This window comes from Dyella marensis (assembly GCF_049532885.1).
GTDB classification, from domain to species: domain Bacteria; phylum Pseudomonadota; class Gammaproteobacteria; order Xanthomonadales; family Rhodanobacteraceae; genus Dyella_D; species Dyella_D marensis.
Window position 1 is genome coordinate 619,463 of record NZ_CP064029.1, and the last position, 20,021, is coordinate 639,483.

Annotated in this window: 21 protein-coding genes; 8 read left to right on the plus strand and 13 right to left on the minus strand. The window is 69.0% G+C overall.

Features of this window, described 5'->3' with window-relative positions:
* Positions 1-11: 11 nt before the first annotated feature.
* From cydB to rph, 12 genes are all read right to left on the minus strand, one after another.
* Positions 12-1,142: a cytochrome d ubiquinol oxidase subunit II gene (cydB, locus tag ISN75_RS02735; RefSeq protein ID WP_343819476.1), complete on the minus strand. Its 1,131-nt coding sequence runs from the start codon at positions 1,140-1,142 to the stop codon at positions 12-14.
* A gap of 10 nt (positions 1,143-1,152) precedes the next feature.
* Complete coding sequence (locus tag ISN75_RS02740) at positions 1,153-2,730, minus strand: cytochrome ubiquinol oxidase subunit I (RefSeq protein ID WP_167252591.1); 1,578 nt, start codon at positions 2,728-2,730, stop codon at positions 1,153-1,155.
* Positions 2,727-2,954, minus strand: a complete 228-nt coding sequence (cydP, locus tag ISN75_RS02745) for a cytochrome oxidase putative small subunit CydP (protein ID WP_167252590.1) — start codon at positions 2,952-2,954, stop codon at positions 2,727-2,729. Before cydP ends, ISN75_RS02740 begins: the two co-directional genes overlap by 4 nt.
* Before the next feature lie 131 nt (positions 2,955-3,085).
* Positions 3,086-3,541, minus strand: coding sequence for a hypothetical protein (locus tag ISN75_RS02750; RefSeq protein WP_167252589.1), 456 nt, complete (start codon positions 3,539-3,541; stop codon positions 3,086-3,088).
* Between the two features lie 8 nt (positions 3,542-3,549).
* Positions 3,550-4,872, minus strand: coding sequence for a Xaa-Pro dipeptidase (gene pepQ, locus ISN75_RS02755; protein ID WP_343819473.1), 1,323 nt, complete (start codon positions 4,870-4,872; stop codon positions 3,550-3,552).
* A 95-nt stretch (positions 4,873-4,967) separates the two neighbouring features.
* On the minus strand, positions 4,968-6,671 hold the full coding sequence (gene dld, locus ISN75_RS02760) for a D-lactate dehydrogenase (RefSeq protein WP_343819471.1): 1,704 nt from the start codon (positions 6,669-6,671) through the stop codon (positions 4,968-4,970).
* Positions 6,671-7,963 (minus strand): MFS transporter, encoded by a 1,293-nt coding sequence (locus ISN75_RS02765; protein ID WP_343819469.1) that lies wholly within the window; start codon positions 7,961-7,963, stop codon positions 6,671-6,673. The genes dld and ISN75_RS02765 overlap by 1 nt, the downstream gene beginning before the upstream one ends.
* A 132-nt stretch (positions 7,964-8,095) precedes the next feature.
* On the minus strand, positions 8,096-8,473 hold the full coding sequence (locus ISN75_RS02770; RefSeq protein WP_168648003.1) for a PilZ domain-containing protein: 378 nt from the start codon (positions 8,471-8,473) through the stop codon (positions 8,096-8,098).
* On the minus strand, positions 8,470-10,674 hold the full coding sequence (locus ISN75_RS02775; RefSeq protein WP_343819466.1) for a DUF1631 family protein: 2,205 nt from the start codon (positions 10,672-10,674) through the stop codon (positions 8,470-8,472). The genes ISN75_RS02770 and ISN75_RS02775 overlap by 4 nt, the downstream gene beginning before the upstream one ends.
* Positions 10,675-10,763: 89 nt before the next feature.
* Positions 10,764-11,930 carry a radical SAM family heme chaperone HemW gene (gene hemW / locus ISN75_RS02780; RefSeq protein WP_343819464.1) on the minus strand — a complete coding sequence of 389 codons (1,167 nt, stop codon included), beginning with the start codon at positions 11,928-11,930 and terminating at the stop codon, positions 10,764-10,766.
* A 1-nt stretch (position 11,931) separates the two neighbouring features.
* A complete protein-coding gene (rdgB, locus tag ISN75_RS02785) occupies positions 11,932-12,540 on the minus strand; it encodes an RdgB/HAM1 family non-canonical purine NTP pyrophosphatase (RefSeq protein WP_343819462.1) in 609 nt (202 codons plus the stop codon).
* 2 nt (positions 12,541-12,542) lie between these two features.
* On the minus strand, positions 12,543-13,274 hold the full coding sequence (rph, locus tag ISN75_RS02790) for a ribonuclease PH (RefSeq protein WP_167252581.1): 732 nt from the start codon (positions 13,272-13,274) through the stop codon (positions 12,543-12,545).
* A 92-nt stretch (positions 13,275-13,366) separates the two neighbouring features.
* Between rph and ISN75_RS02795 the strand changes: the two genes are divergently transcribed.
* From ISN75_RS02795 to ISN75_RS02825, 7 genes are all read left to right on the plus strand, one after another.
* Positions 13,367-14,227 (plus strand): YicC/YloC family endoribonuclease, encoded by an 861-nt coding sequence (locus tag ISN75_RS02795; protein WP_167252580.1) that lies wholly within the window; start codon positions 13,367-13,369, stop codon positions 14,225-14,227.
* Complete coding sequence (gmk, locus tag ISN75_RS02800; protein WP_167252579.1) at positions 14,224-14,865, plus strand: guanylate kinase; 642 nt, start codon at positions 14,224-14,226, stop codon at positions 14,863-14,865. The genes ISN75_RS02795 and gmk overlap by 4 nt, the downstream gene beginning before the upstream one ends.
* A gap of 119 nt (positions 14,866-14,984) precedes the next feature.
* Positions 14,985-15,818 (plus strand): ABC transporter ATP-binding protein, encoded by an 834-nt coding sequence (locus ISN75_RS02805; protein ID WP_343819459.1) that lies wholly within the window; start codon positions 14,985-14,987, stop codon positions 15,816-15,818.
* Complete coding sequence (gene mlaE, locus ISN75_RS02810) at positions 15,815-16,582, plus strand: lipid asymmetry maintenance ABC transporter permease subunit MlaE (protein ID WP_167252577.1); 768 nt, start codon at positions 15,815-15,817, stop codon at positions 16,580-16,582. Before ISN75_RS02805 ends, mlaE begins: the two co-directional genes overlap by 4 nt.
* Before the next feature lie 58 nt (positions 16,583-16,640).
* Positions 16,641-17,513, plus strand: coding sequence for an outer membrane lipid asymmetry maintenance protein MlaD (gene mlaD / locus ISN75_RS02815; RefSeq protein ID WP_167252576.1), 873 nt, complete (start codon positions 16,641-16,643; stop codon positions 17,511-17,513).
* 32 nt (positions 17,514-17,545) lie between these two features.
* The gene (locus ISN75_RS02820; protein WP_167252755.1) at positions 17,546-18,214 is read left to right on the plus strand and encodes an MlaC/ttg2D family ABC transporter substrate-binding protein; all 669 of its coding nucleotides are present in this window, start codon (positions 17,546-17,548) and stop codon (positions 18,212-18,214) included.
* Positions 18,211-18,507: an STAS domain-containing protein gene (locus ISN75_RS02825; protein ID WP_343819457.1), complete on the plus strand. Its 297-nt coding sequence runs from the start codon at positions 18,211-18,213 to the stop codon at positions 18,505-18,507. Before ISN75_RS02820 ends, ISN75_RS02825 begins: the two co-directional genes overlap by 4 nt.
* 59 nt (positions 18,508-18,566) lie before the next feature.
* On the opposite strand, the gene ISN75_RS02830 is transcribed toward ISN75_RS02825, so the two are convergent.
* Positions 18,567-19,412 carry an MlaA family lipoprotein gene (locus tag ISN75_RS02830; protein ID WP_167252574.1) on the minus strand — a complete coding sequence of 282 codons (846 nt, stop codon included), beginning with the start codon at positions 19,410-19,412 and terminating at the stop codon, positions 18,567-18,569.
* A gap of 209 nt (positions 19,413-19,621) precedes the next feature.
* Here ISN75_RS02830 and rpoZ point away from each other — a divergent pair, with 209 nt between their 5' ends.
* Positions 19,622-19,912 (plus strand): DNA-directed RNA polymerase subunit omega, encoded by a 291-nt coding sequence (gene rpoZ / locus ISN75_RS02835; RefSeq protein WP_026633813.1) that lies wholly within the window; start codon positions 19,622-19,624, stop codon positions 19,910-19,912.
* Positions 19,913-20,021 lie beyond the last annotated feature (109 nt).

Below are 20,021 nucleotides of genomic sequence, written 5' to 3' on the forward strand. Positions count from 1 at the left end.
CGCTCTCCGTATCAGTAGCTGCGGTGCGTGCCGCGCACGTGTTCCAGGGTCACCCGGCCGCGCATCACGCGGAACACCCATGAGGTGTACAGCACGATCAAGGGCAGGAACACCATGACGGCGCCGAGCATCAGCAGCAGGGTGCTGCGGCTGGAGGAGGCGTCCCACACCGTGAGGCTGGAACGCGGGTCGATGCTCGACGGCAGCAGGAAGGGAAACAGCGCGAAGCCGGCCGACAGAATGGTGCCGATCACCATCAGGCTGCTGCCCAGGAAGCCCGCGAAGCCCTGCTTCGCCACCTGCCACTGCAGCAGCAGCGCGCCGCCGAACGCCACCAGCGGCGCCGCCCAGAACCACGGATGGCGCATATAGCTGGCGAACCAGCTGCTGCCCGTCGCCACCTGCTTGAACAGCGGGTTGGACGGGCCGCCCGGCACCACCTCGCTGGCGATCGCATAGCCGGGAATGCCGTAGGCCAGCCAGATGCCCGCGGCCACGTACAGCACGGCCCAGGCCAGGCAGGTCCAGCGCGCGACGCGGGCGGCGCGCGCGGCGATGCTGCGGTCGGCCTTGAACGCTACCCAGGCGGCGCCGTGAGCCAGCAGCATGCTCAGCGACACCAGCCCCGCGACCAGTGCGAACGGATGCAGCAGCTCGAAGAAGCTGCCGTGCCAGCTCATGCGCAGGTCGTCGTCGAAGCGGAACGGCACGCCCAGGAACAGGTTGCCGAAGGCCACGCCGGTGAGCAGCGGCACCGCGGTGCCGGAGGCGACCAGCACCCAGTCCCACAGTCCCTGCCAGCGCGTGTGCTCGATCTTGCTGCGGAAATTGAAGCCCACCGGCCGCAGGATGAAGGCGACCAGCACCAGGAAGATCGCCAGGTACATGCCGGAGAACGACACGGCATACAGCATCGGCCAGGCCGCGAACGCGGCGCCGCCGCCCAGCACGAACCACACCTGGTTGCCTTCCCAGGTCGGCTCGATGGTTTCCAGCAGCACGTGGCGCTCGTCGGAGTCGCGGCCGAGCACGCGCAGCAGCGCCGCGGTGCCGAAGTCGAAGCCGTCGGTGACGGCGAAGGCGACCAGCAGGATGCCCAGCAGCGCCCACCAGATCACCCGCAGAGTGTCGAGATCGAACATGGCAGGCTCCTCAATCTTCCAGGGCGGGACGCAGCGACGGGTCGCGCGTGACCATGGGCCAGATGCCTAATCCATCCGGCCCCTTGCGAGCGAACTTCAGCATCAGCACCACGTCCACCACCGCCAGCGCCGTGTAGAACAGCACGAAGCCGCCGAGCGAGGTCCATACCTGGCCGGCGCTCACGCTGGACACGCCCAGCGAGGTCGGCAGGATGCCTTCGATGGCCCAGGGCTGGCGGCCGTATTCGGCCACGATCCAGCCCAGCTCCGCCGCCAGCCACGGCAGCGGCAGGCTGTAGAAGGCCAGCTTCAGGTACCAGCGGTTGCGGTCCAGCCGGCGCCGGCTGGACAGCCAGAACGAATACGCGAACAGCGCGATGAAGTAGAAGCCGCAGGCCACCATGATGCGGAACGACCAGAACAGCACCGGCACGTTCGGGATGGTGCTGTCGGCGGCCTTCTGGATGTCTTCCGGCGTGGCCTTGCGCGGGTCTTCGACGAAGTGCTTCAGCAGCAGGGCGTAGCCGAGATCCTTGTCGTGCGCGGCCAGAATCTCCTTGGCCTGCGCGTTGTGCTTGTCCTCGCGCAGCACCAGCATGGCGTCGTAGGCGCGGATGCCGTTGTCGATCTTGCCCTTGGTGTCTTCCACCAGGTTGTTGATGCCGGGGATCGGCTTGGTCGTAGAGCGCGTGCCGATCAGGCCCATCACCCACGGCACCTGCAGCGCGTAGTGCGTGGTGCGGTTCCTGACGTCGGGAATGCCGAACACGGTGAACGAAGCGGGCGCCGGTTCCGTCTCCCACATGGCCTCGATCGCGGCCATCTTCATCTTCTGGTTCTCCGACACCGCGTAGCCGGATTCGTCGCCCAGCACCACCACCGACAGCGCCGCGGCCAGGCCGAAGCTGGCGGCCACCGTCATCGAGCGCTTGGCGAAATCCACGTTGCGTCCGCGCAGCAGGTACCAGGCGCTGATCGACAGCACGAACATCGAGCCCAGCACATAGCCCGCGCTCACCGTGTGCACGAACTTGGCCTGCGCCACCGGATTGAAGAACACCTCGGCGAACGAGGTCACTTCCATGCGCATGGTCTCGGGATTGAAGGCCGAGCCCACCGGATTCTGCATCCACGCATTGGCCACCAGGATCCACAGCGCGGACAGGCTGGTGGCCAGCGCCAGGAACCAGGTCACCAGCAGGTGCTTCACCGGCGACACGCGCGTCCAGCCCATGAAGAACACGCCGATCAGGGTGCCTTCCAGGAAGAACGCCATCAGTCCTTCGATCGCCAGCGGCGTGCCGAACACGTCGCCGACGTAGTGCGCGTAATAGGCCCAGTTCATGCCGAACTGGAATTCCATGGTGATGCCGGTGGCCACGCCCATGGCGAAGTTGATGCCGAACAGCACGCCCCAGAACTGGGTCATGCGTTTCCATACTTCGCGGCCGGTCATGACGTAGACGCTCTCCATGATGGCGAGGATCCACACCAGTCCCAGCGTGAGCGGCACGAACAGGAAGTGATAGAGCGCCGTCAGTGCGAACTGCAGGCGCGACAAGGTGACGACATCGGCGTCGATGATCATGGGTGGCCTTGGCTCGCGGCGGAGGACGGAGCGGCCGGCGCGAGCAGATGCTCGATCGCGGCCGGACGGGTATCGGGACGGGGATGCGGGGCGATCGCCACCCACCAGATCAGGGTGAGCAGCACGATCTTGGCGATCACGATCAGGATCAGCTCGCGGGCCAGCCGGCGCAGCACCGGTCGCTGCGGCTCGCGGCTGCCGGGTTGGGTCGACGGCGTGGACATCCGAGGCTCCCCTGCTTCAGCTGCAGGGCAGGATACGCCGCGTTCACGTGCATGTCGCGCGAAGCATTGCCGCGCGGCAGCCGGCCGCAGGGGCTTGATCCAGATCAGGAAACGGCAGGGCCGCCGGGGCCTCAGCCGTGTTCGTCGTCTGCGCTGCCGTCCTGCGTGCCGCGGCTGCGCAGGGGGATGCGCGAGCCGTCCTGCATGATCAGCACGCCGCCGTCGATGGTCTCGCTGTCGGCGTCCTCGGTGATGAAGCGCGCGACCACGGTGCCGCTGCCGCGCTCGCCTTTCAGATGAAAGGCGAAGGTGTCCTCGTCGGGTTCGGAACTGGTCAAGGTCCAGTCGAACTCGCTGCTGCGGATGCTGCCGATGTGTTCGGCGATGACCGGGTCGGCCGCCATCGCCACCACCGCCTGCTGCTCGAATGCCAGCCAGCCCCACCAGGCCAGCCCGCCGACCGCGGCCACGATGGCCACGATCAGGCTGCCCAGCAGGATCAGCCACAGCGGCACGCGCTTGCGCGGCGGTGCGGCTACCGGCGGCGGGGGCAGCGGGGCGGGGCCTAGCGGCGGCAGCGGGTCCATGGCGTGGCTCAGGCTTGCGCGAACGCGTCGCGCGTGAGGTTTTCGGGTTCGCCGGCGGTGCAGGCCACGTCGTCCTCGATGCGGATGCCGCCGTAGGGCTTGAACAGCTCGATGCGCTCCCAGTCGATGTCCTTGGCCACCGGCGTATCGCGCAGTTCGTCGAGCAGCATGTCGATGAAGTACAGGCCCGGTTCGATGGTGACCACCATGCCCGGTTCCAGCGTGCGCGTCATGCGCAGGTACGGATGTCCGGCGGGGCGCGGAATGCTGCCGCCGCGCTCGCCCTGCTGGAAGCCGGCCACGTCGTGCACCTGCAGGCCGATCGGATGGCCCAGGCCATGCGGGAAGAACGCCGCGGTCACACCGGTTTCCACCGCGCTCTCGGCGGCCATGCGGATAAAGCCGTGCTCGCGCAGCACGCCGGCCAGCACGTGGTGGGCGTGGATGTGCAGGTCCGGATAGCTCTGTCCCGCGCGCACCTTGGCGGCGAACGTGAGCTGGGCGGCTTCCACGCTGTCGATCAGCGCCTGGAACTCGTCCTCGCCGCGGCCGGCGTAGGTGCGGGTGATGTCGCTGGCGTAGCCGAACGCGCTCGCGCCGGCGTCGATCAGAAAGGAGCGGTGATACTCCGGCGCCACGCGGCCGAAGTGCGTGTAGTGCAGCACGGCGCCGTGCTGGTTCAGCGCCACGATGCTGGCGTACGGCAGTTCCGCATCGATCGCGCCGGCCGCCGCCAGATAAGCCTGGTGAATGCCCAGCTCGCTGGCCCCGGCGCGGAACGCCTGCTCGGCGGCGCGGTGCGCGCGCGCGCCGATGCGGCTGGCTTCGCGCATCAGCGCCAGTTCGTAGGGCGTCTTGTACGAGCGGTGCCAGTGCAGGATGTCGAGCACGTCCTGCGGGTTGTTCGGCTCGATGCCGGCCAGCGCGGGCTGGGCCGGCGCGATCACCGCGCGGCGCGTCTGCGCGCCGGGCAGTTGGGCGACCGCTTCTTCGGCCGTGCGCACGATGGTGATGTCGAAATGCTCGACCCAGTAGCCGCTGGGCGCCTGCGGCACCACATGCCAGTAATCGCGCGGCTGCAGGAACACCAGCCGCGGCCGCTGGCCTGGCGTATGCACGACCCAGCTGCCCGGCGCGTCGATCAGCGGCAGCCAGTGGCGGAAATGGGGGCTGGCGATAAAGGGGTAGTCCTGGTCGTCCAGGAACTTGCGCGGCGGCAGGCCGGCGGCGATCACCAGGTGGTCGTGGCCGGTCAGCGCAAGCGCCTGGTCGGCGTGCTGGCGCACCGTGGCCAGGTGCTGGGGATAGAGCGGGGCGAGGCGGTCGATCATGCGGTTTCCTGGCTTGAGTCCGCCGCGCGGGGCCGGGGCGGACGGATAACCGCCGCATGATCGCGCGCGGGCGCTGCCGCCGCCAGTCCGGGCGCTTAAGGGTGTGGACTGGCAGACTTCGCCGTGCCGCCGATGCCGGGGTTGAAACAGTTGCAGGGGTCCAGCTGCGCATAGAAGCCGGCGAGCGCGGGTTTTGCCTTGTACAGATGGCCCACGTTGTGCTCCGCCGGATATTCGGCACCGCGCTGGTCGAGCAGTTCGAGCATCCGATGTTCCAGTGCCGCGCAATCCGTGCCCTTCGCCACGATGTAGTCCTGGTGGAACACATGGCACAGGAAGTGCCCGTAATAGAGCTTCCGCCGTATCGAAGCCTCGATGTCCGCCGGCAGTCGCTCGAACCAGTCGCGCTGGTTGCGCGGCAGGGCGATATCCAGCGCGACGATGTCCTCGACCTCGCGCGGATGCACGGCGCGGTAGCGCACCGCCGCGCTCGCCGCCGCGAAGCGGTGCAGGAAGGCCTTGTGGCCTTCCTCGTCCGTGCATTCGAAGTACGCGCCGTCTTCGCCGGAAAAATGTGCGGACAGGAAACCGCGCGCCTCGTCGATGCCCGCGGCCGGCACCTTGAGCAGCAGGTGATGCTCGTAGCGGTTGCGATACAGCCGCAGCCGCTCCGGCAGGTGTTCCGGCAGCCGTTCGCTCAGCCACTGCATGATGCGGTCGCTCATCTGCGCCGGCAGGAAGCCGAGGCGGTCGAACCAGGCATCGCAGCGGGTCTTCAGGTTGAACAGCGCAGGCATGCGCTGCGTGCCGAAGCGGTCGATCACCAGGAACAGATCCTTGCCGTACCGGTGCGCGACGTCGAAGGCATCGCGGTGCATGTATTCGGCGGCGATGGGCAGGTACTCGAAATTCGCCAGCACGTGGCGGCGCAGTTCCGTCAGCGCGGATGTCGTGTTGGTGCCGATATAGAAAACCTTGGCGCCGCGCTCGGCCGGGAACGTGTCCAGCCGCACCGCGAACACCATGATCTTGCCGGCGCAGCCGGAGGCTTCGAACAGGCGGCGCGGGTCGGCGTTGAAGCGGGCGGGTGTCGCAGCGTCGATATCGCGGACGTGGCTGGCGTATGCGTGATCCGATGCTGCCGCGCCGGGCTGGATCTCTTCTTGCACAAATGCGCCGGCTTCGACACGCGCCAGTACTTCTTCGGGCGTGCCGGCCAGTTCGATACCCAGGTGATTGACCAGCCGCAACACGCCCGCTGCGTCGACGGCCGCATAGATCGCCATTTCCGTGTAGGCCGGCCCGCGCTGCACCAGCGAGCCGCCCGAGTTGTTGCAGATGCCGCCCAGCACCGAGGCGCCGATGCACGAGGAGCCGATCACCGAATGCGGCTCCCGCCCCAGCGGCTTCAAGGCGCGTTCGAGCTGGTCCAGCGTGGCGCCGCCCACGCAGACCACCTGCCGGCCGCCGTCGAGCAGATGCACGCGGCGGATGCGCGTGGTGCTGACGATGACGACGTCGCGGCCGTAGTCGTCGCCGTCGGGCGTGGAGCCGCCGGTCAAGCCGGTATTCGAGGCCTGCGTGATCACCACCGCACCGGCGGCGAGGCATGCGGCCAGCGCATGCCATTGCTCCACCAGGCTGCCCGGGCGAATCACCGCCAGCACCTTGCCGTTACCGAAGCGGTAGCCCTGCCGGTAGCGGCGCGTCTTCGCATCGCCGGTGAGCACGTGCCGCGCGCCGACGATCCCGCGGCATGCCGCGAGCCGTGCTGCGCTTGCTTCGTGAAGAGATGGCATCAGGCCCGCCCCGGCGCGGCAGCGGAGCGCCCGGTCAGCGCCAGCGCGGCACCGGCGACCAGCGCCAGCGCGACCACCACCAGCCCGCCATTCGTGCTGTGCGTCAGATCCTTGATCCAGCCGATGATCGACGGGCTGGCGAAGCCGGCGAGATTGCCGATCGAATTGATCATCGCAATGCCGGCCGCTGCCGCCGTGCCGGCCAGCACGCGGCTGGGATGGGTCCAGAACACCGGCATGGTCGACAGCACGCCGGCCGTGCCGATCGACAGCGCGATCAGGCCGGGCGACAGCTGGCCCGCGCACAGCGTGCTCGCGTACAGCCCGACGGCGCCGGCCAGGCTCGCCACGGCGAGATGCCAGCGGCGCTCGTTGCGCCGGTCGGAGCTGCGCGCGACCAGGATCATCGCCACCACGGCGACCGCGTACGGAACCGCCGTCAGCAAGCCCACGTCCAGCGCATCGCTCACCCCGGCCGCGGCGATCAGCGTGGGCAGATAGAAGCTCACGCCGTACAGGCCCATCATGCAGCAGAAGTAGATGGCCGCCAGCCGCCACACGCGGCCGTCCGCCAGCACGCTGCGCAGCGGCGCTTCGGCGCCCGCATCGCCGTCGCTGGCCATGTTCGCTTCGAGCAACTGCTTCTCGCGCTCGTCCAGCCACGCCGCCGCACGGATGCCATTGGGCAGCACGAACGGCGTGGCGATGCCCAGCGCCAAGGAAGGCAGTGCTTCGAGCAGGAACAGCCACTGCCAGTTCGCCAGCCCGTGCAGCCCGCCGAACGCATGCATGATCCAGCCCGACAGCGGGCCGCCGAGCACGCCGGCGACCGGAATGCCGATCATGAAAAGCGCATTCATGCGCCCGCGCCGCGCCGACGGATACCAGTAGGTGAGATACAGCACGATGCCGGGAAAGAAGCCGGCCTCCGCCACGCCGAGCAGGAAGCGCACCACGTAGAACGCCGCAGGCGTGGTCACGAACATCGACGAGGCGGACACCAGCGCCCAGCTCACCATGATCCGGCTGATCCACAGCCGCGCGCCCAGCCGGTGCAGCAGCATGTTGCTCGGCACCTCGAACAGGAAATAGCCGATAAAGAACACGCCGGCGCCGAGGCCGTACACCGATTCGCTGAAACGCAGGTCGCTGAGCATCTGCAGCTTGGCGAAGCCGACGTTGACGCGGTCCAGATAGGCGGCCACGTAGCAGACGAACAGGAACGGCAGCAGCCGCAGCGTCACTTTGGCGTAGGTGGCGGTTTCCAGCTCGGCGGAGGCTTGCGGGGGCATGGCGAGGTTCCTGCGGCGTGCGCGATGGGGATCGCGGCGAGTGTGGTGCTTCGCACGAGGCCGGCACCACTATCGCGCAGCAGAAAGCCTCACTTTGGGATTATTCGCACCGAACGGCCGTTCCGGATGGCGTCAATCGGTGCCGCCGGGCAAGGCCAGCCAGGCTTCCAGCAGGGCGGCGTCGGCGGGGCTGATCGAGACGATGCGGAAGCCGGACCACACCTGGCCTGGCGTGGCCGCATCGTCGTGCCATTGTTCCTGGATGCCCAGCTCGATGCTCAGCGCCGCGGCGCTCGTTCCGGGGAAGCTCAGGCCCGGCAGGCCCAGGCTCACCTGGTAAATCGCTTCGCTGCGCGGCGTCTCCGGCCCGATCAGCAGCAGCCCGGTGGCCGACAGATTGCCGAGGTGGCCGAGCGGGCGGTCGTTGATGACGTCGGTGACCGCCACCGTGTAGTTGGCGCGCTTGCGCTGCGCGCGGCGCTGTTCGATCGCGCTGGCAGGGGTGTTCACTGGCGGCCTCCGGCATGCGCGGCGCCGGGCCGCAGGTTCTCCATCAGCGCGCGCAGCGCGCGGTCGAACAGGTTCTCGCGCGGCGCCACCGCCTCGCGGATATGGCCCTGCACCAGCTGGCGCGCCAGCTGTTCCAGCGCCAGTTCGTCGCCGCGCGAACCGCGCCGCGTGACGAACAGGCAGCGCCCGGACACGGTCGAGTACCAGGCCAGCTTCTGCGTCCGGGCGACCTGGCCGGCGTCGTCGAGGAAATCGAACCAGGTGCCGAAGGGCAGGGTGAGCACATGCGCATGCATGCGGCGTTCTTCGTCGTCCAGCGGCACCGCGGTCTTCGCCGGTTCCGGCGGCGTGGCGGCTTCGGTGGCCTGGTGTTCGCCCAGGCGCTGGTGCTGCTTGAGCTTCATCGCCACGCCGGTGGCGGTGAGGCTATCGTCCGCTGCCGTCTCGTCACCGTTGCCGAGCAGGCGGCGGGCGACCTGCGCGGCTTCCTCGGCCTGCATGCCGATCTGCTGCAGGCCGGTCTGGATGTCGTCGAGCAGGCTGTTGCGGTCGTCGATCGGCGCCAGGCCCAGCAGCTGGTCGGTGATGCGCAGGCGCGCGGCGAAGGTGTCGCTCTCTTCGCCGTTGCGCAGCAGGGTGAGCGCGAGCACGTCGGACCAGGCGCGTTCGAGCAGGGTGCGCACCAGCCCGCGTGGCGGCGCGGCGCGGAAGCGTTCGGCCATCAGCTCGGCGGCATGGTGGCGCGCATGCTCCAGGCGCTCGCGGCCCTGCATCGCTTCCACCTGGCGCCGCTCGGTGGCCTGCGCCTTGCGCGACAGCAGCGAGAGGTGGTGCTCGATATCGGTCAGCAGGCTGGCGTACAGCGCGGCGCTCGGCGGCTCGCGCTGCGCGCGCTCGGCCAGCTGGGCCAGCTTGGTGGCGAGCGAGCGGTCGACGTCGGCGTCGCCGCCATCCAGCCAGTCGTGCGCGGCCTCGGACATCGCCGCCAGCAGGCGGCGTGCGGGATGTTCGCGCTGGTCGAATACGTCGCGGTCGGCCAGCGCCATGCGCAGCAGCGGCACTTCCCATTCGCCGAGCATGCGTTGCGCGTGGCTGCCGCGCTGCATGCCGCCGGCCATCTGCTCGAACAGCAGGGCCACCAGCTGCACGGTGTCGTCCTGCCGCGGGCTGAGCGAGAGCTTGGGCGTGGAATGTTCGGTGCCGGCATTGAGCAGGGCCAGCAGCTGCTCGCGCAGGCGCAGGGCCTGGCCTTCGGCGGCGACCTGCTGCGCGGCCTGCGCCAGCGGCAATTGCAGGGCGGCCAGCAGATGCTGCAGCTGTTCGTCGCTCAGCGCCTGGCCCACGGGAGCGGGCGGCGGCGCCGCGGCGCGCTGCAGCGACAGCAGTTCGCGCAGCATGTCGAGCATGTGCTCGCCCAGTTCCACCTGCGGACCGCCGATGCCGGCCGGCACGCTGCCGGGGATGGCGGCGGCAGGGCTGCGCAGGCCGCGGGCGTCGCCGGGGCGGGCCACGCGATAAGCGTGCAGGTGCGGCAGGATGCCTTCGCCGGCCAGGTGCTGATTGACCGTTTCGTACAGCGAGGCCAGGTGGCGCACCACCATGTGGTCGAACGCATCGAGCAGCAGCAGGCGGTGGCGCACCGGCAGCTCCCAGTCGCGCAAGGCCTCCAGGAAGCAGCGCGACAAGGCCTGCGCGCCCAGCGGCAGATCCTCGCCCTCCATCGGCGGCAGGCTGGCCAGGGCGCCGAAGCGGAAGCTCAGTTCGAACAGCGCCGGCGCATGGCGTGCCTCGCTGCGCACGCCGGACTGTTCCAGCGCGGCGCGCTCGTCGTCCTCGCCGTCGTCCAGCAGCGACAGCGTGAGCGGCGCGGTTTCTTCCGGCTGGATGCCGATGCGCTCGAAGCGCCTGGCCACTTCGGCGAAGAAGCGCTGTTCGAGCATGTCGCGATGGCTCTGCAGCCGCTGGCGCACGCTCATGTGGACCTGCTGGTCCAGATGGTTGCGCGCCTGCTCGGCCTGGCCGAATAGCTTGTGCTCGGCGTCCAGCAGGCAGGCGCGCAAGGGTGCTTCCAGCCAGCTGTCGCAGAGCGCGTGGGTTTCCTCGATGAGGCGGCGCGCGCGCAGGCTCCAGGCCCCGTGGCCGTCGGGCTGCGCGCCGTGGCCGGGCGCGAGCGGTTGACGTCGACCCTGTTCGACATCCATGGCAGTTCCGCCGTTTTCCCCTGTGGACGGGCGCAGTCTAGGCCCGCGGCGGCGGGGCTGCCATCGGCCGAAGGTGCAGGCCGGCCGCCTTAGTCCAGGAAGGCGGCGATCACGTCGTTGAGGAAGCGCTGGCCCAGCCCGGTGGTGTGAAGAAGGGCGGGGTTGTCCGCCAGCCAGCCGCGCTCGCGGCACCTGGCCAGGGCGGGGGCGATGCGCCCGGCGGGCAGGCCGGTGCGCGCCTCGAACTCGGCCATCGGCACGCCGTCGACCAGGCGCAGCGCATTGAGCATGTATTCGAACGGCAGCTCGGCCGCGTCCACCGCCTGGTCGCCGCCGATGCGGCCGGGGCCGGCGGCCGCTTCCATCCAGGCGCGCGGGTGGCGCGTCTTCCAGCGCCGGCGCACTTCGCCGGTGGCCGCGTCGCTGAGCTTGCCATGCGCGCCCGCGCCGATGCCGAGGTAGTCGCCGAAGCGCCAGTAATTGAGGTTGTGCGCGCAGCGCCGGCCGGGCTGCGCATAGGCGGAGATTTCGTACTGGCCGTAGCCGGCGGCGGCGAGCGCCTGCTCGCAGGCTTCCTGCATGGCCCAGGCGTGGTCGTCGTCCGGCAGCGGCGGCGGATTGGCGGCAAATGCCGTGTTCGGTTCCAGCGTGAGCTGGTAGTGCGAGATATGCGTCGGCGCCAGCGCGACGGCGCGCGCCACGTCGTCGAGCGCGCCCTCCAGGGTCTGCTCCGGCAGCGCGTACATCAGGTCCAGGTTGATGTTGGCGTAGCCGGCGTCCTGCGCGGACTTCACCGCGGCCTCCGCCTCGCCGGCGGAATGGATGCGGCCGAGGCGGCGCAGCTTGTCGTCATCGAAGCTCTGGATGCCGAACGACAGGCGGTTCACGCCCGCGGCGAGATAGCCGTCGAAACGGCCGTGCTCCACCGTGCCGGGGTTGGTTTCCAGGGTGATTTCAGCGTCCTGCGCCAGCGGCAGCCGTTCGCGCACGCCGTCCAGGAAACGCGCGATCAGTTCCGGCGCGAACAGGCTGGGCGTGCCGCCGCCGAAGAAGATGCTGTGCACGCTGCGGCCGTGCAGCGCGGCGGCGAAGTCGGCGCGGTCGGCGTCGAGATCGGCCAGCAGCAGGTCCACGTAGCGCTCGTACGGCGGCGGCTCGCCGCGCAGGCCGTGCGAGTTGAAGTCGCAGTACGGGCACTTCTTCACGCACCAAGGCATGTGCACGTACAGCGACAGCGGCGGCGCGAGCAGCGGCATCTCAGGTCCGGTCGCGCTGCCAGCCGGCCAGCCGCGCATGCAGTACGGCGAGCGCCTGGCCGCGGTGGCTGAGGCGGTTCTTGGTGGCCGGCTCCAGCTCGGCCGCGCTGTGCGCCATGCCATCGGGCAGGAACAGCGGGTCGTAGCCGAAGCCGCCCGGCCCGCGCGGCGCGGTGAGCACGCGGCCGTGCCAGCGGCCTTCGGCGATCAGCGGGGCCGGGTCTTCGGCGTGGCGCACCAGGGCCAGCACGCAGATGAAGAAGGCGCCGCGCTGCTCGTCCGGCAAGCCGTCCAGCTCGCGCAGCAGCTTGGCGTTGTTCGCCGCGTTGTCGCCGTGGCCGCCGCTGTAGCGCGCCGAATACAGGCCCGGTGCGCCGCGCAGGTGGTCGACGCAGATGCCGGAGTCGTCGGCCAGCGCGGGCAGGCCGGTGGCGGCCGCCGCGTTGCGCGCCTTCAGCAGCGCGTTCTCGACGAAAGTCAGGCCGGTTTCGTCCGCATCGGCCACGCCCAGGCTGGCCTGCGCGACCACTTCCAGGCCGACGCCGGCGAACAGCTGGCTGAACTCGGCGAGCTTGCCGGGGTTGCTGCTGGCCAGGACGATGCGATCCATGTTCAACCCTGCGCCAGGGCGGCGCGCTGCGCGGCGACCAGCTCGCCGATGCCCTTCTCGGCGAGCAGCAGCAGGCTGTCCATTTCGTCGCGGCGGAAGGCGTGGCCCTCGGCGGTGCCCTGCACCTCGATAAAGCCGCCGCCGTCGTTCATCACCACGTTCATGTCGGTATCGCAGTTGGAATCTTCGGCGTAGTCCAGATCGAGCACCGGCGTGCCCTGGTAGATGCCGACCGAGACCGCGGCGATCGCGCCGAACACCGGGTTGCGGCGCAGGTTCTCGCGCTTCATCAGCACGTTGACCGCATCGACCAGGGCCACGTAGGCGCCGGTGATGGCGGCGGTGCGGGTGCCGCCGTCGGCCTGGATCACGTCGCAGTCCAGGGTGATGACGCGTTCGCCCAGGGCCTGGCGGTCAACGCAGGCGCGCAGGCTGCGGCCGATCAGGCGCTGGATTTCCTGGGTGCGCCCGCCCTGGCCGCCGCGGGCGGCTTCGCGCTGGGTGCGGCTGGAGGTGGCGCGGGGCAGCATGCCGTATTCGGCGGTGACCCAGCCCTCGCCCTTGCCGCGCAGCCACGGCGGCACGCGGTCTTCGACGCTGGCGGTGCACAGCACGCGGGTGTCGCCGAAGCTGACCAGCACGGAGCCTTCCGCGTGGCGGGTGTAGTGGCGTTCGATGGTGACGGGGCGCAGCTGGTCGCTGGCGCGGCCGCTCGGGCGGCTGACGGCATTCATGAGGGGCGGTGGCCTGATTGGGCAAGGCAGGGCGGGAGAGTTTACCATTGCGCCCTTTCCGGCCGCCCGCGGCTGCAGATAGGGATTTTCCGATGATCCGCAGCATGACTGCCTACGCCTTCGCCGAGACCACCGGTCCGGTCGGCACCCTCAGCTGCGAGCTGCGCACGGTCAACCACCGCTATCTGGAACTCAGCCCGCGCCTGCCCGACGACCTGCGCGTGTTCGAGAGCACCCTGCGCGAACGCATCGCCGCCCGCCTGTCGCGCGGCAAGGTCGACCTCACCGTGCGCCTGCGCGGCGAAGCCCGCGGCGACGCGCTGCAGGTGAACCATGCGGTGCTGGGCAAGCTGTCGGAGCTGTCGATGGACCTGGAAGCGCGCTTCCCGCGCCTGCAGATCGAATTCACCGAACTGCTGCGCTTCCCCGGCGTGCTGCAGCAGGCCGAGGTGGACCAGGACCAGCTGCAGGCCGCCCTGGTCGCCGTGCTGGACGACGCGCTGGAGGCGCTCACCGCCACCCGCGAACGCGAGGGCGCCAAGCTCGGCGCCATCCTGGGCGAGCGCCTGGACAGCATCGAGCGCATCGTCGGCGACGTGCGCGGCTGGATGCCGCAGATCCGCGAAGGCCTGCGCGCACGCCTGGAGCAGCGCCTGGCGGACCTCAAGCAGCCGGCCGATCCGGGCCGCCTGGAACAGGAACTGGTGCTGCAGATCACCCGCATCGACGTCGACGAAGAACTGGACCGCCTCGCCACGCACATCGCCGAAGCGCGCCGCGTGCTGGGCCTGAAGGAACCGGTCGGCCGCCGCCTGGATTTCCTCATGCAGGAATTCAACCGCGAGGCGAACACGCTCGGTTCCAAGTCGGTGGATTCGCGCAGCACCAATGCGGCGGTGGAGCTGAAGGTGCTGATCGAGCAGATGCGCGAGCAGGTGCAGAACATCGAATGAGCGCGAGCGATACCGCCGCCGGCATTCCGGAAGGCACCCTTTTCGTGGTGGCCGCGCCTTCGGGCGCCGGCAAGTCCACCCTGGTCAATGCGCTGCTGGAGCGCGAGCCGGCGATCTCGCTGTCGATCTCGCACACCACGCGGCCGCCGCGGCCGGGCGAGCAGTACGGGCGGCATTACTACTTCGTCGAGCGCGCGGAATTCGAGCGCGAGATCGCCGACGGGATCTTCCTGGAGCATGCCGAGGTGCACGGCAATCTGTATGGCACTTCGCGCACCACGGTGTCCGATCTGCTGTGCCAGGGGCGCGACGTGCTGCTGGAGATCGACTGGCAGGGCGCGCGGCAGATCCGCCAGTCCAAGCCGGACTGCGTCAGCGTGTTCATCCTGCCGCCGTCGCGGGTGGAACTGGAGCGGCGCCTGCGCGGGCGCGCCTCGGACAGCGCGGACGTGATCGAGCGCCGGCTGCACAACTCGCGCGAGGAAATCGCGCATGCCCACGAGTTCGACTACATCATCGTCAACGACAGCTTCGACGAGGCGCTGGGCGACCTGCAGTCCATCGTGCGGGCGGTGCGCCAGCGCAGCGAGCTGCAATGGCGGCGGCACGAGGCGCTGATCGCCGAGTTGCTCGCATAACGGCGGGCGCGGCGGCTCGCCTGAACGGCAGCCATCAAACCGAGGCGGGGCGCGGCCTCGCATAGCCTTCATGGCCGTCTTCGGCTACTTTGGGCGCCTTTCCCCTGGCAGTTTCGCCCATGACCGACTCCGTTCGTGCCAAGCCAGACGACAGCGCCATCGTGCGCGTCCGTGGCCTGACCACGGTGCTCAACGGCAAGACCATCTTCGACGCGATGGACCTGGATATCCCGCGCGGCAAGGTCACCGCCATCATGGGTCCCAGCGGCACCGGCAAGACCACCCTGCTCAAGCACATCACCGGCCAGATGCGCGGCCAGTCGGGCGAGGTGTGGGTGGACGGCAAAAACGTGCCGGCGCTGCGCCGCGAGCAGCTGTTCGAGCTGCGCGAGCGCATCGGCTACCTGTTCCAGAACTCGGCCCTGCTCACCGACTTCGACGTGTTCGAGAACGTGGCGTTTCCGCTGCGCCAGCACACCGAACTGCCGGAAGTGCTGATCCGCAATATCGTCCTGACCAAACTGCAGGCGGTCGGCCTGCGCGGCGCGGCCAGGCTGATGCCGACCGAGCTTTCCGGCGGCATGGCCCGGCGCGTGGCGCTGGCGCGCGCGATCGTGTTCGACCCGATGCTGATCCTCTACGACGAACCCTTCGTCGGCCTCGATCCCATCGCGCTGAACCAGGTGCTGAAGCTGATCCGCACGCTCAACCAGACCTTGGGCATCACCAGCGTGCTGGTGGCGCACGAGCTGGCCGCGGTGCAGCAGGTGGCCGACCACGTCTACCTCATTGCCAACGGCAAGGTGGTGGCGCAGGGCGATCCGAAAACCATCGCCGACGACGGCTCGCCGTGGACGCGGCAGTTCTTCGGCGGCGAGGCCGACGGCCCGGTGCCGTTCCAGTATCCGGCCGGCGACTACGCCGCGTCGCTCGGCTTCAAGGGGGGCGCATGAGCGCGCCACGCGACAACATCGTCACCCGCTCGCTGGCCCAGATCGGCGACTGCGGGCTGTTCCTGCTGCAGATCCTGGCGGCGATCCCGCGCAGCCTGCGCCACGCGCGCGAGACGGTGCGGCAGCTGTGGTTCGTCGGCGCGATGAGCCTGATCATCATCATGGTCTGCGGCCTGTTCGTCGGCATGGTGCTGGGGCTGCAGCTGTACGACGTGCTGTCGATCTTCGGCGGCACCTCGGCCACCGGCACGGTGGTGGCGATCGCCATCTACCGCGAGCTGGGGCCGGTGGTCACGGCGCTGCTGTTCGCCGGCCGCGCGGGTACCTCGGTCACCGCCGAGATCGGCCTGATGCGCGCCACCGACCAGATCGCCGCCATGGAAATGATGGCGGTGGACCCGATCGCCTACGTGGCGGTGCCGCGTTTCCTCGCCGGCGTGATCGCCATGCCGCTGCTGTGCTGCGTGTTCTGCGCGCTGGGCATCTTCGGCGGCCACCTGGTCGGGGTGAGCTGGCTGGGCATCGACAACGGCACGTTCTGGTCGAACATGACCGCCACCGTCGACCTGGTGAAGGACGTGCTCAACGGCGTGCTGTGGAAGAGCGTGGTGTTCGGCGGCGTGGTGTCGCTGATCGCCGTGTTCCAGGGCTACACCACGCCGCCCACCAGCGAGGGCGTGGCCTATGCCACGACGCGCACGGTGGTGGCTTCGTCGATCGCCATCCTGGCGCTGGACTTCGTGCTCACCGCCTTCCTGATGTGATGCCCATGACTACGCAGATCACTATTGCAACCATCCATTCGCCTGTGAGGATCGTGCCGTGAGCCAGAGACCGTCCTATGCCGTCGGCACCGGCCTGTTCATCGTGCTCGGCTTCGCCGCGCTCGGTTACCTCGCCACGCAGACCACCTCGGTGGCCAATACCAGCCGCGGGCCGAGCTATACCGTCGAGGCGCACTTCGCCAACATCGGCCAGCTCAAGGAGCGCGCGCCGGTGAAGGTGGCGGGCGTGCGCATCGGCCAGGTGCAGTCGATCGTGCTCGATCCCGGCAAGGAAACCGCCGACGTGAAGCTGGCCATCGACCAGCGCTACGACAAGATCCCCACCGATTCGGTGGCGACCATCTTCACCAGCGGCCTGCTCGGCGACCAGTACGTGGGCATCCAGTACGGCAGCTCGGCCAAGCCGCTGGCCAACGGCGGCACCCTGGCGCTGACGCGCCCGGCGCAGCAGCTGGAGGAAATGCTCGGCAAGTTCTTCGGCGCCGGCGGCGCGGCCGACAATCTCGGCGGCAGCTACACGGTGAAGGCGCGCTTCACCAACGTCGGTGCGCTCTCCGCCGGCGCGCCGGTGAAGATGGCCGGCGTGGCGATCGGCAGCGTCAAGTCGGTGCTGGCCGATCCGGTCAAGCTGGACGCCCTGGTGGAGCTGTCGATCGACAAGAAATACGCGCAGATTCCCGACGATTCGGCGGCCGCGGTATTCACCAGCGGTTTGATCGGCACGCAGTACGTTGCGATCCAGCCCGGCGGCTCGCCGGATGCGCTGAAGGACGGTGACGAGCTGGTTCTGACCCAGTCGGCCCTGCAGCTCGAAGACCTGATCGGCAAGTTCCTGGTCAGCGGCTCGGGCGACAAGAAACCGGACGGCGCCCCCGCTTCCTCCTCTTCCTCTCCGGCCGGCAAGCACTGAGCCGGCCGCCACTTCCCAGGAGTTTCCCCATGATGCTGCGCAGTCTGGCTCTCGCCACCGCCATCGCATTCACCGGCATCGTTGCCGCCCCGGTCCACGCCCAGGCCGCCGCCCAGGCGCCGGCCTCCACCCAGACCCCCCAGCAGGTCGCCCAGACCATCGTCGACCAGCTGGGCAAGGCCATCGACGGCCACCAGGCCGAGCTGAAGAAGGACAAGGAAAAGCTCATCTCGGTGATCGACGATGTGTTCCTGCCGCACTTCGACATCGACTACGCCTCGATCCTGGTGCTCGGCCAGCACGCCCGCGAAGCCACGCCGGAGAAGCGCGCCGAATTCGCCCGCGCGTTCTACAACTCGATCACCCACCGCTACGCCGAAGGCCTGCTCAGCTACACCCAGGGCCGCGTGAAGGTGCTGCCGTTCAGCGGCGACCTCAATGACAAGCGCACCGTGGTGCGCACCCAGGTGGTGCTGGACGACGGCAAGACGGTGTCGGTCGACTACGCGTTCCGCAAGTCGCGCGAAGGCGACTGGAAGGCCTACGACGTGATCATCGAAGGCATCTCGTACATCACCAACTACCGCAACCAGGTCGACGCCGAAATCAAGAAAGGCGGCCTGGACAACCTCATCTCCGACCTGAAGACCAAGGGCGCCGACGCGCTCAAGCAGATGGACAAGGACGGCAAGCAGGGATGAGCGCCGCCGCCTTCCAGGTGACGCGCGCCGCGCCGGATGCCGTGCAGGTATCCGGCGCGCTGACCTTCGCCACGGCGGCGCAGGCGCTGGCCGCGATCGACGCGGCAGCGGCCGGGGGTTGCCGCCAGGTCGACCTGGCCGGCGTCAGCCAGAGCGACAGCGCCGGCCTGGCCTGCGTGCTGGCGGTGCTGGCCAGGGCGGTGGAGAGCGGCCGTCCGCTGGCGTTGCGCAACGTGCCCGAGGGCATGCGCGTGCTCGCCTCGGTATGCGAAGTGGACCAGCTGCTCGGCTGAGCCGGCGCGCCGGCAACGCGGCAAAGAGAAAGGGGCCTTGCGGCCCCTTTTTCGTGTGCTCAGTTCTGGCTGGGCTTTTGCGCCGCGGGCGGTTCCTGCGACTGCTTCTGTTCCCACTGGTGCTGCTCGTTGAGCAGCTCGTCCGGGTCGAAGTTGGTTTCCTTCAGGCCCTGCATCTGCTCGATGACTTCCGCCGGCGGGTTGCCGTCGTAGATCTGGTAGATGCGCTGCTGGCGGTAGGCGTCGCGCAGGAACACGTAGGGGTCGTAGGCCGACTTCAGGAAGCTCTCGGCGTCGATCGCGCGCGAACGGATGGTGACCAGGTACAGCACCTGCGGGATGTAGTACTGCCCGTAGTGGAACTCGTGGTTGCGCGAGAAATAGCTGAGCGGGTCGAAGAAGTAGCTGTCCACCGGCAGGCGCCACACGTCGCGCACCGTGGTCGGGCCCACGAACGGCAGCATCAGGAAGTCGCCCTCCGGCACGCCCCAGCGGGCGAGGGTGATGCCGAAATCGTTGTCTTCCAGCGGCAGGCCGAGCTGGCTGGCCGGGTCGAAGAAGCCGCCCACGCCCAGGGTCAGGTTCACCAGGAAGCGCCCCGTGCTGCGCGCGGCCTGCAGCGGCCGGGCCTGCAGCAGGTCGTTGGCGACCGTGATCGGCATCTTGATGTTGGTGAAGAAGTCGCTGACCGCGCGGCGCACCGGCGGATTGGTCACCTTGCGGTAGCCGACGGCCACCGGGCGGATCACCGCCTGGTCGAGCGAGTCGTTGAAGGCGTAGACCTTGCGGTTGAACTGCTCGTGCGGATCGTCCGTGCGCGGCTTGGCGATGCTGCAGCCGGCCAGCAGGGCGATCGCGGCCAGGGGGAGCAGGCGCAGCAGGAAGAGTCGGATCGAAGAAGACATCGGCGTCGGGGGTCCTGTCCGCTGCGGATTTGAGGGACAACGATTAAGTGTACTGCCTGGTTTTTATATTGTGTACAGCGGGCGAGTCTCGCCCGCTGGCGCTGCAGGCTGGCTGAACCGCGCATGATACGTCCATGCTGCATTGCCAGGAAAGCGCCCCCTGGCTACACTGGCGACCTATAAGTCGCTTTATTCCCTAAGGATTTCACATGGCACGCATTACCGTGGAAGACTGCCTCGAGGTAGTCGACAACCGTTTCGAGCTGGTGCTGATGGCGACCAAGCGCGCCCGCCAGCTCGCCAAGGGTGCCGAGCCGGCGGTCAATCCCGATCACGACAAGCCGACCGTGGTGGCCCTGCGCGAAATCGCCGACCGCCGCATCGACCAGGCCACCATCGACGAGATCGACCGCGCCGAGCGCGAGCGCGCCGAGCGCGAGGCGCTGGAATGGGCCGCGGCCGAAGTCGACGACGACCTCTCCAAGGGCGGCGACGACTGATGGATGGCGCCGGCTGTAAACCTGGCCCCGCACGCGCCGGCATCGCCGGTGCGGCGCGCGGCCGCCAGCCAGCCGGCTCTTTGCTTCACCCCGATCAGCGACACGAGGT

Excerpts from the sequence above, each read along its gene's own strand:
- cydB (WP_343819476.1), bottom strand. The coding sequence starts at position 1,142 with ATGTTCGATCTCGACACTCTGCGGGTGATCTGGTGGGCGCTGCTGGGC.
- ISN75_RS02740 (WP_167252591.1), bottom strand. The coding sequence starts at position 2,730 with ATGATCATCGACGCCGATGTCGTCACCTTGTCGCGCCTGCAGTTCGCA.
- cydP (WP_167252590.1), bottom strand. The coding sequence starts at position 2,954 with ATGTCCACGCCGTCGACCCAACCCGGCAGCCGCGAGCCGCAGCGACCG.
- ISN75_RS02750 (WP_167252589.1), bottom strand. The coding sequence starts at position 3,541 with ATGGACCCGCTGCCGCCGCTAGGCCCCGCCCCGCTGCCCCCGCCGCCG.
- pepQ (WP_343819473.1), bottom strand. The coding sequence starts at position 4,872 with ATGATCGACCGCCTCGCCCCGCTCTATCCCCAGCACCTGGCCACGGTG.
- dld (WP_343819471.1), bottom strand. The coding sequence starts at position 6,671 with ATGCCATCTCTTCACGAAGCAAGCGCAGCACGGCTCGCGGCATGCCGC.
- ISN75_RS02765 (WP_343819469.1), bottom strand. The coding sequence starts at position 7,963 with ATGCCCCCGCAAGCCTCCGCCGAGCTGGAAACCGCCACCTACGCCAAA.
- ISN75_RS02775 (WP_343819466.1), bottom strand. The coding sequence starts at position 10,674 with ATGGATGTCGAACAGGGTCGACGTCAACCGCTCGCGCCCGGCCACGGC.
- hemW (WP_343819464.1), bottom strand. The coding sequence starts at position 11,930 with ATGCCGCTGCTCGCGCCGCCGCTGTCGCTGTACGTGCACATGCCTTGG.
- rdgB (WP_343819462.1), bottom strand. The coding sequence starts at position 12,540 with ATGGATCGCATCGTCCTGGCCAGCAGCAACCCCGGCAAGCTCGCCGAG.
- rph (WP_167252581.1), bottom strand. The coding sequence starts at position 13,274 with ATGAATGCCGTCAGCCGCCCGAGCGGCCGCGCCAGCGACCAGCTGCGC.
- ISN75_RS02795 (WP_167252580.1), top strand. The coding sequence starts at position 13,367 with ATGATCCGCAGCATGACTGCCTACGCCTTCGCCGAGACCACCGGTCCG.
- gmk (WP_167252579.1), top strand. The coding sequence starts at position 14,224 with ATGAGCGCGAGCGATACCGCCGCCGGCATTCCGGAAGGCACCCTTTTC.
- ISN75_RS02805 (WP_343819459.1), top strand. The coding sequence starts at position 14,985 with ATGACCGACTCCGTTCGTGCCAAGCCAGACGACAGCGCCATCGTGCGC.
- mlaE (WP_167252577.1), top strand. The coding sequence starts at position 15,815 with ATGAGCGCGCCACGCGACAACATCGTCACCCGCTCGCTGGCCCAGATC.
- ISN75_RS02820 (WP_167252755.1), top strand. The coding sequence starts at position 17,546 with ATGCTGCGCAGTCTGGCTCTCGCCACCGCCATCGCATTCACCGGCATC.
- ISN75_RS02825 (WP_343819457.1), top strand. The coding sequence starts at position 18,211 with ATGAGCGCCGCCGCCTTCCAGGTGACGCGCGCCGCGCCGGATGCCGTG.
- ISN75_RS02830 (WP_167252574.1), bottom strand. The coding sequence starts at position 19,412 with ATGTCTTCTTCGATCCGACTCTTCCTGCTGCGCCTGCTCCCCCTGGCC.
- rpoZ (WP_026633813.1), top strand. The coding sequence starts at position 19,622 with ATGGCACGCATTACCGTGGAAGACTGCCTCGAGGTAGTCGACAACCGT.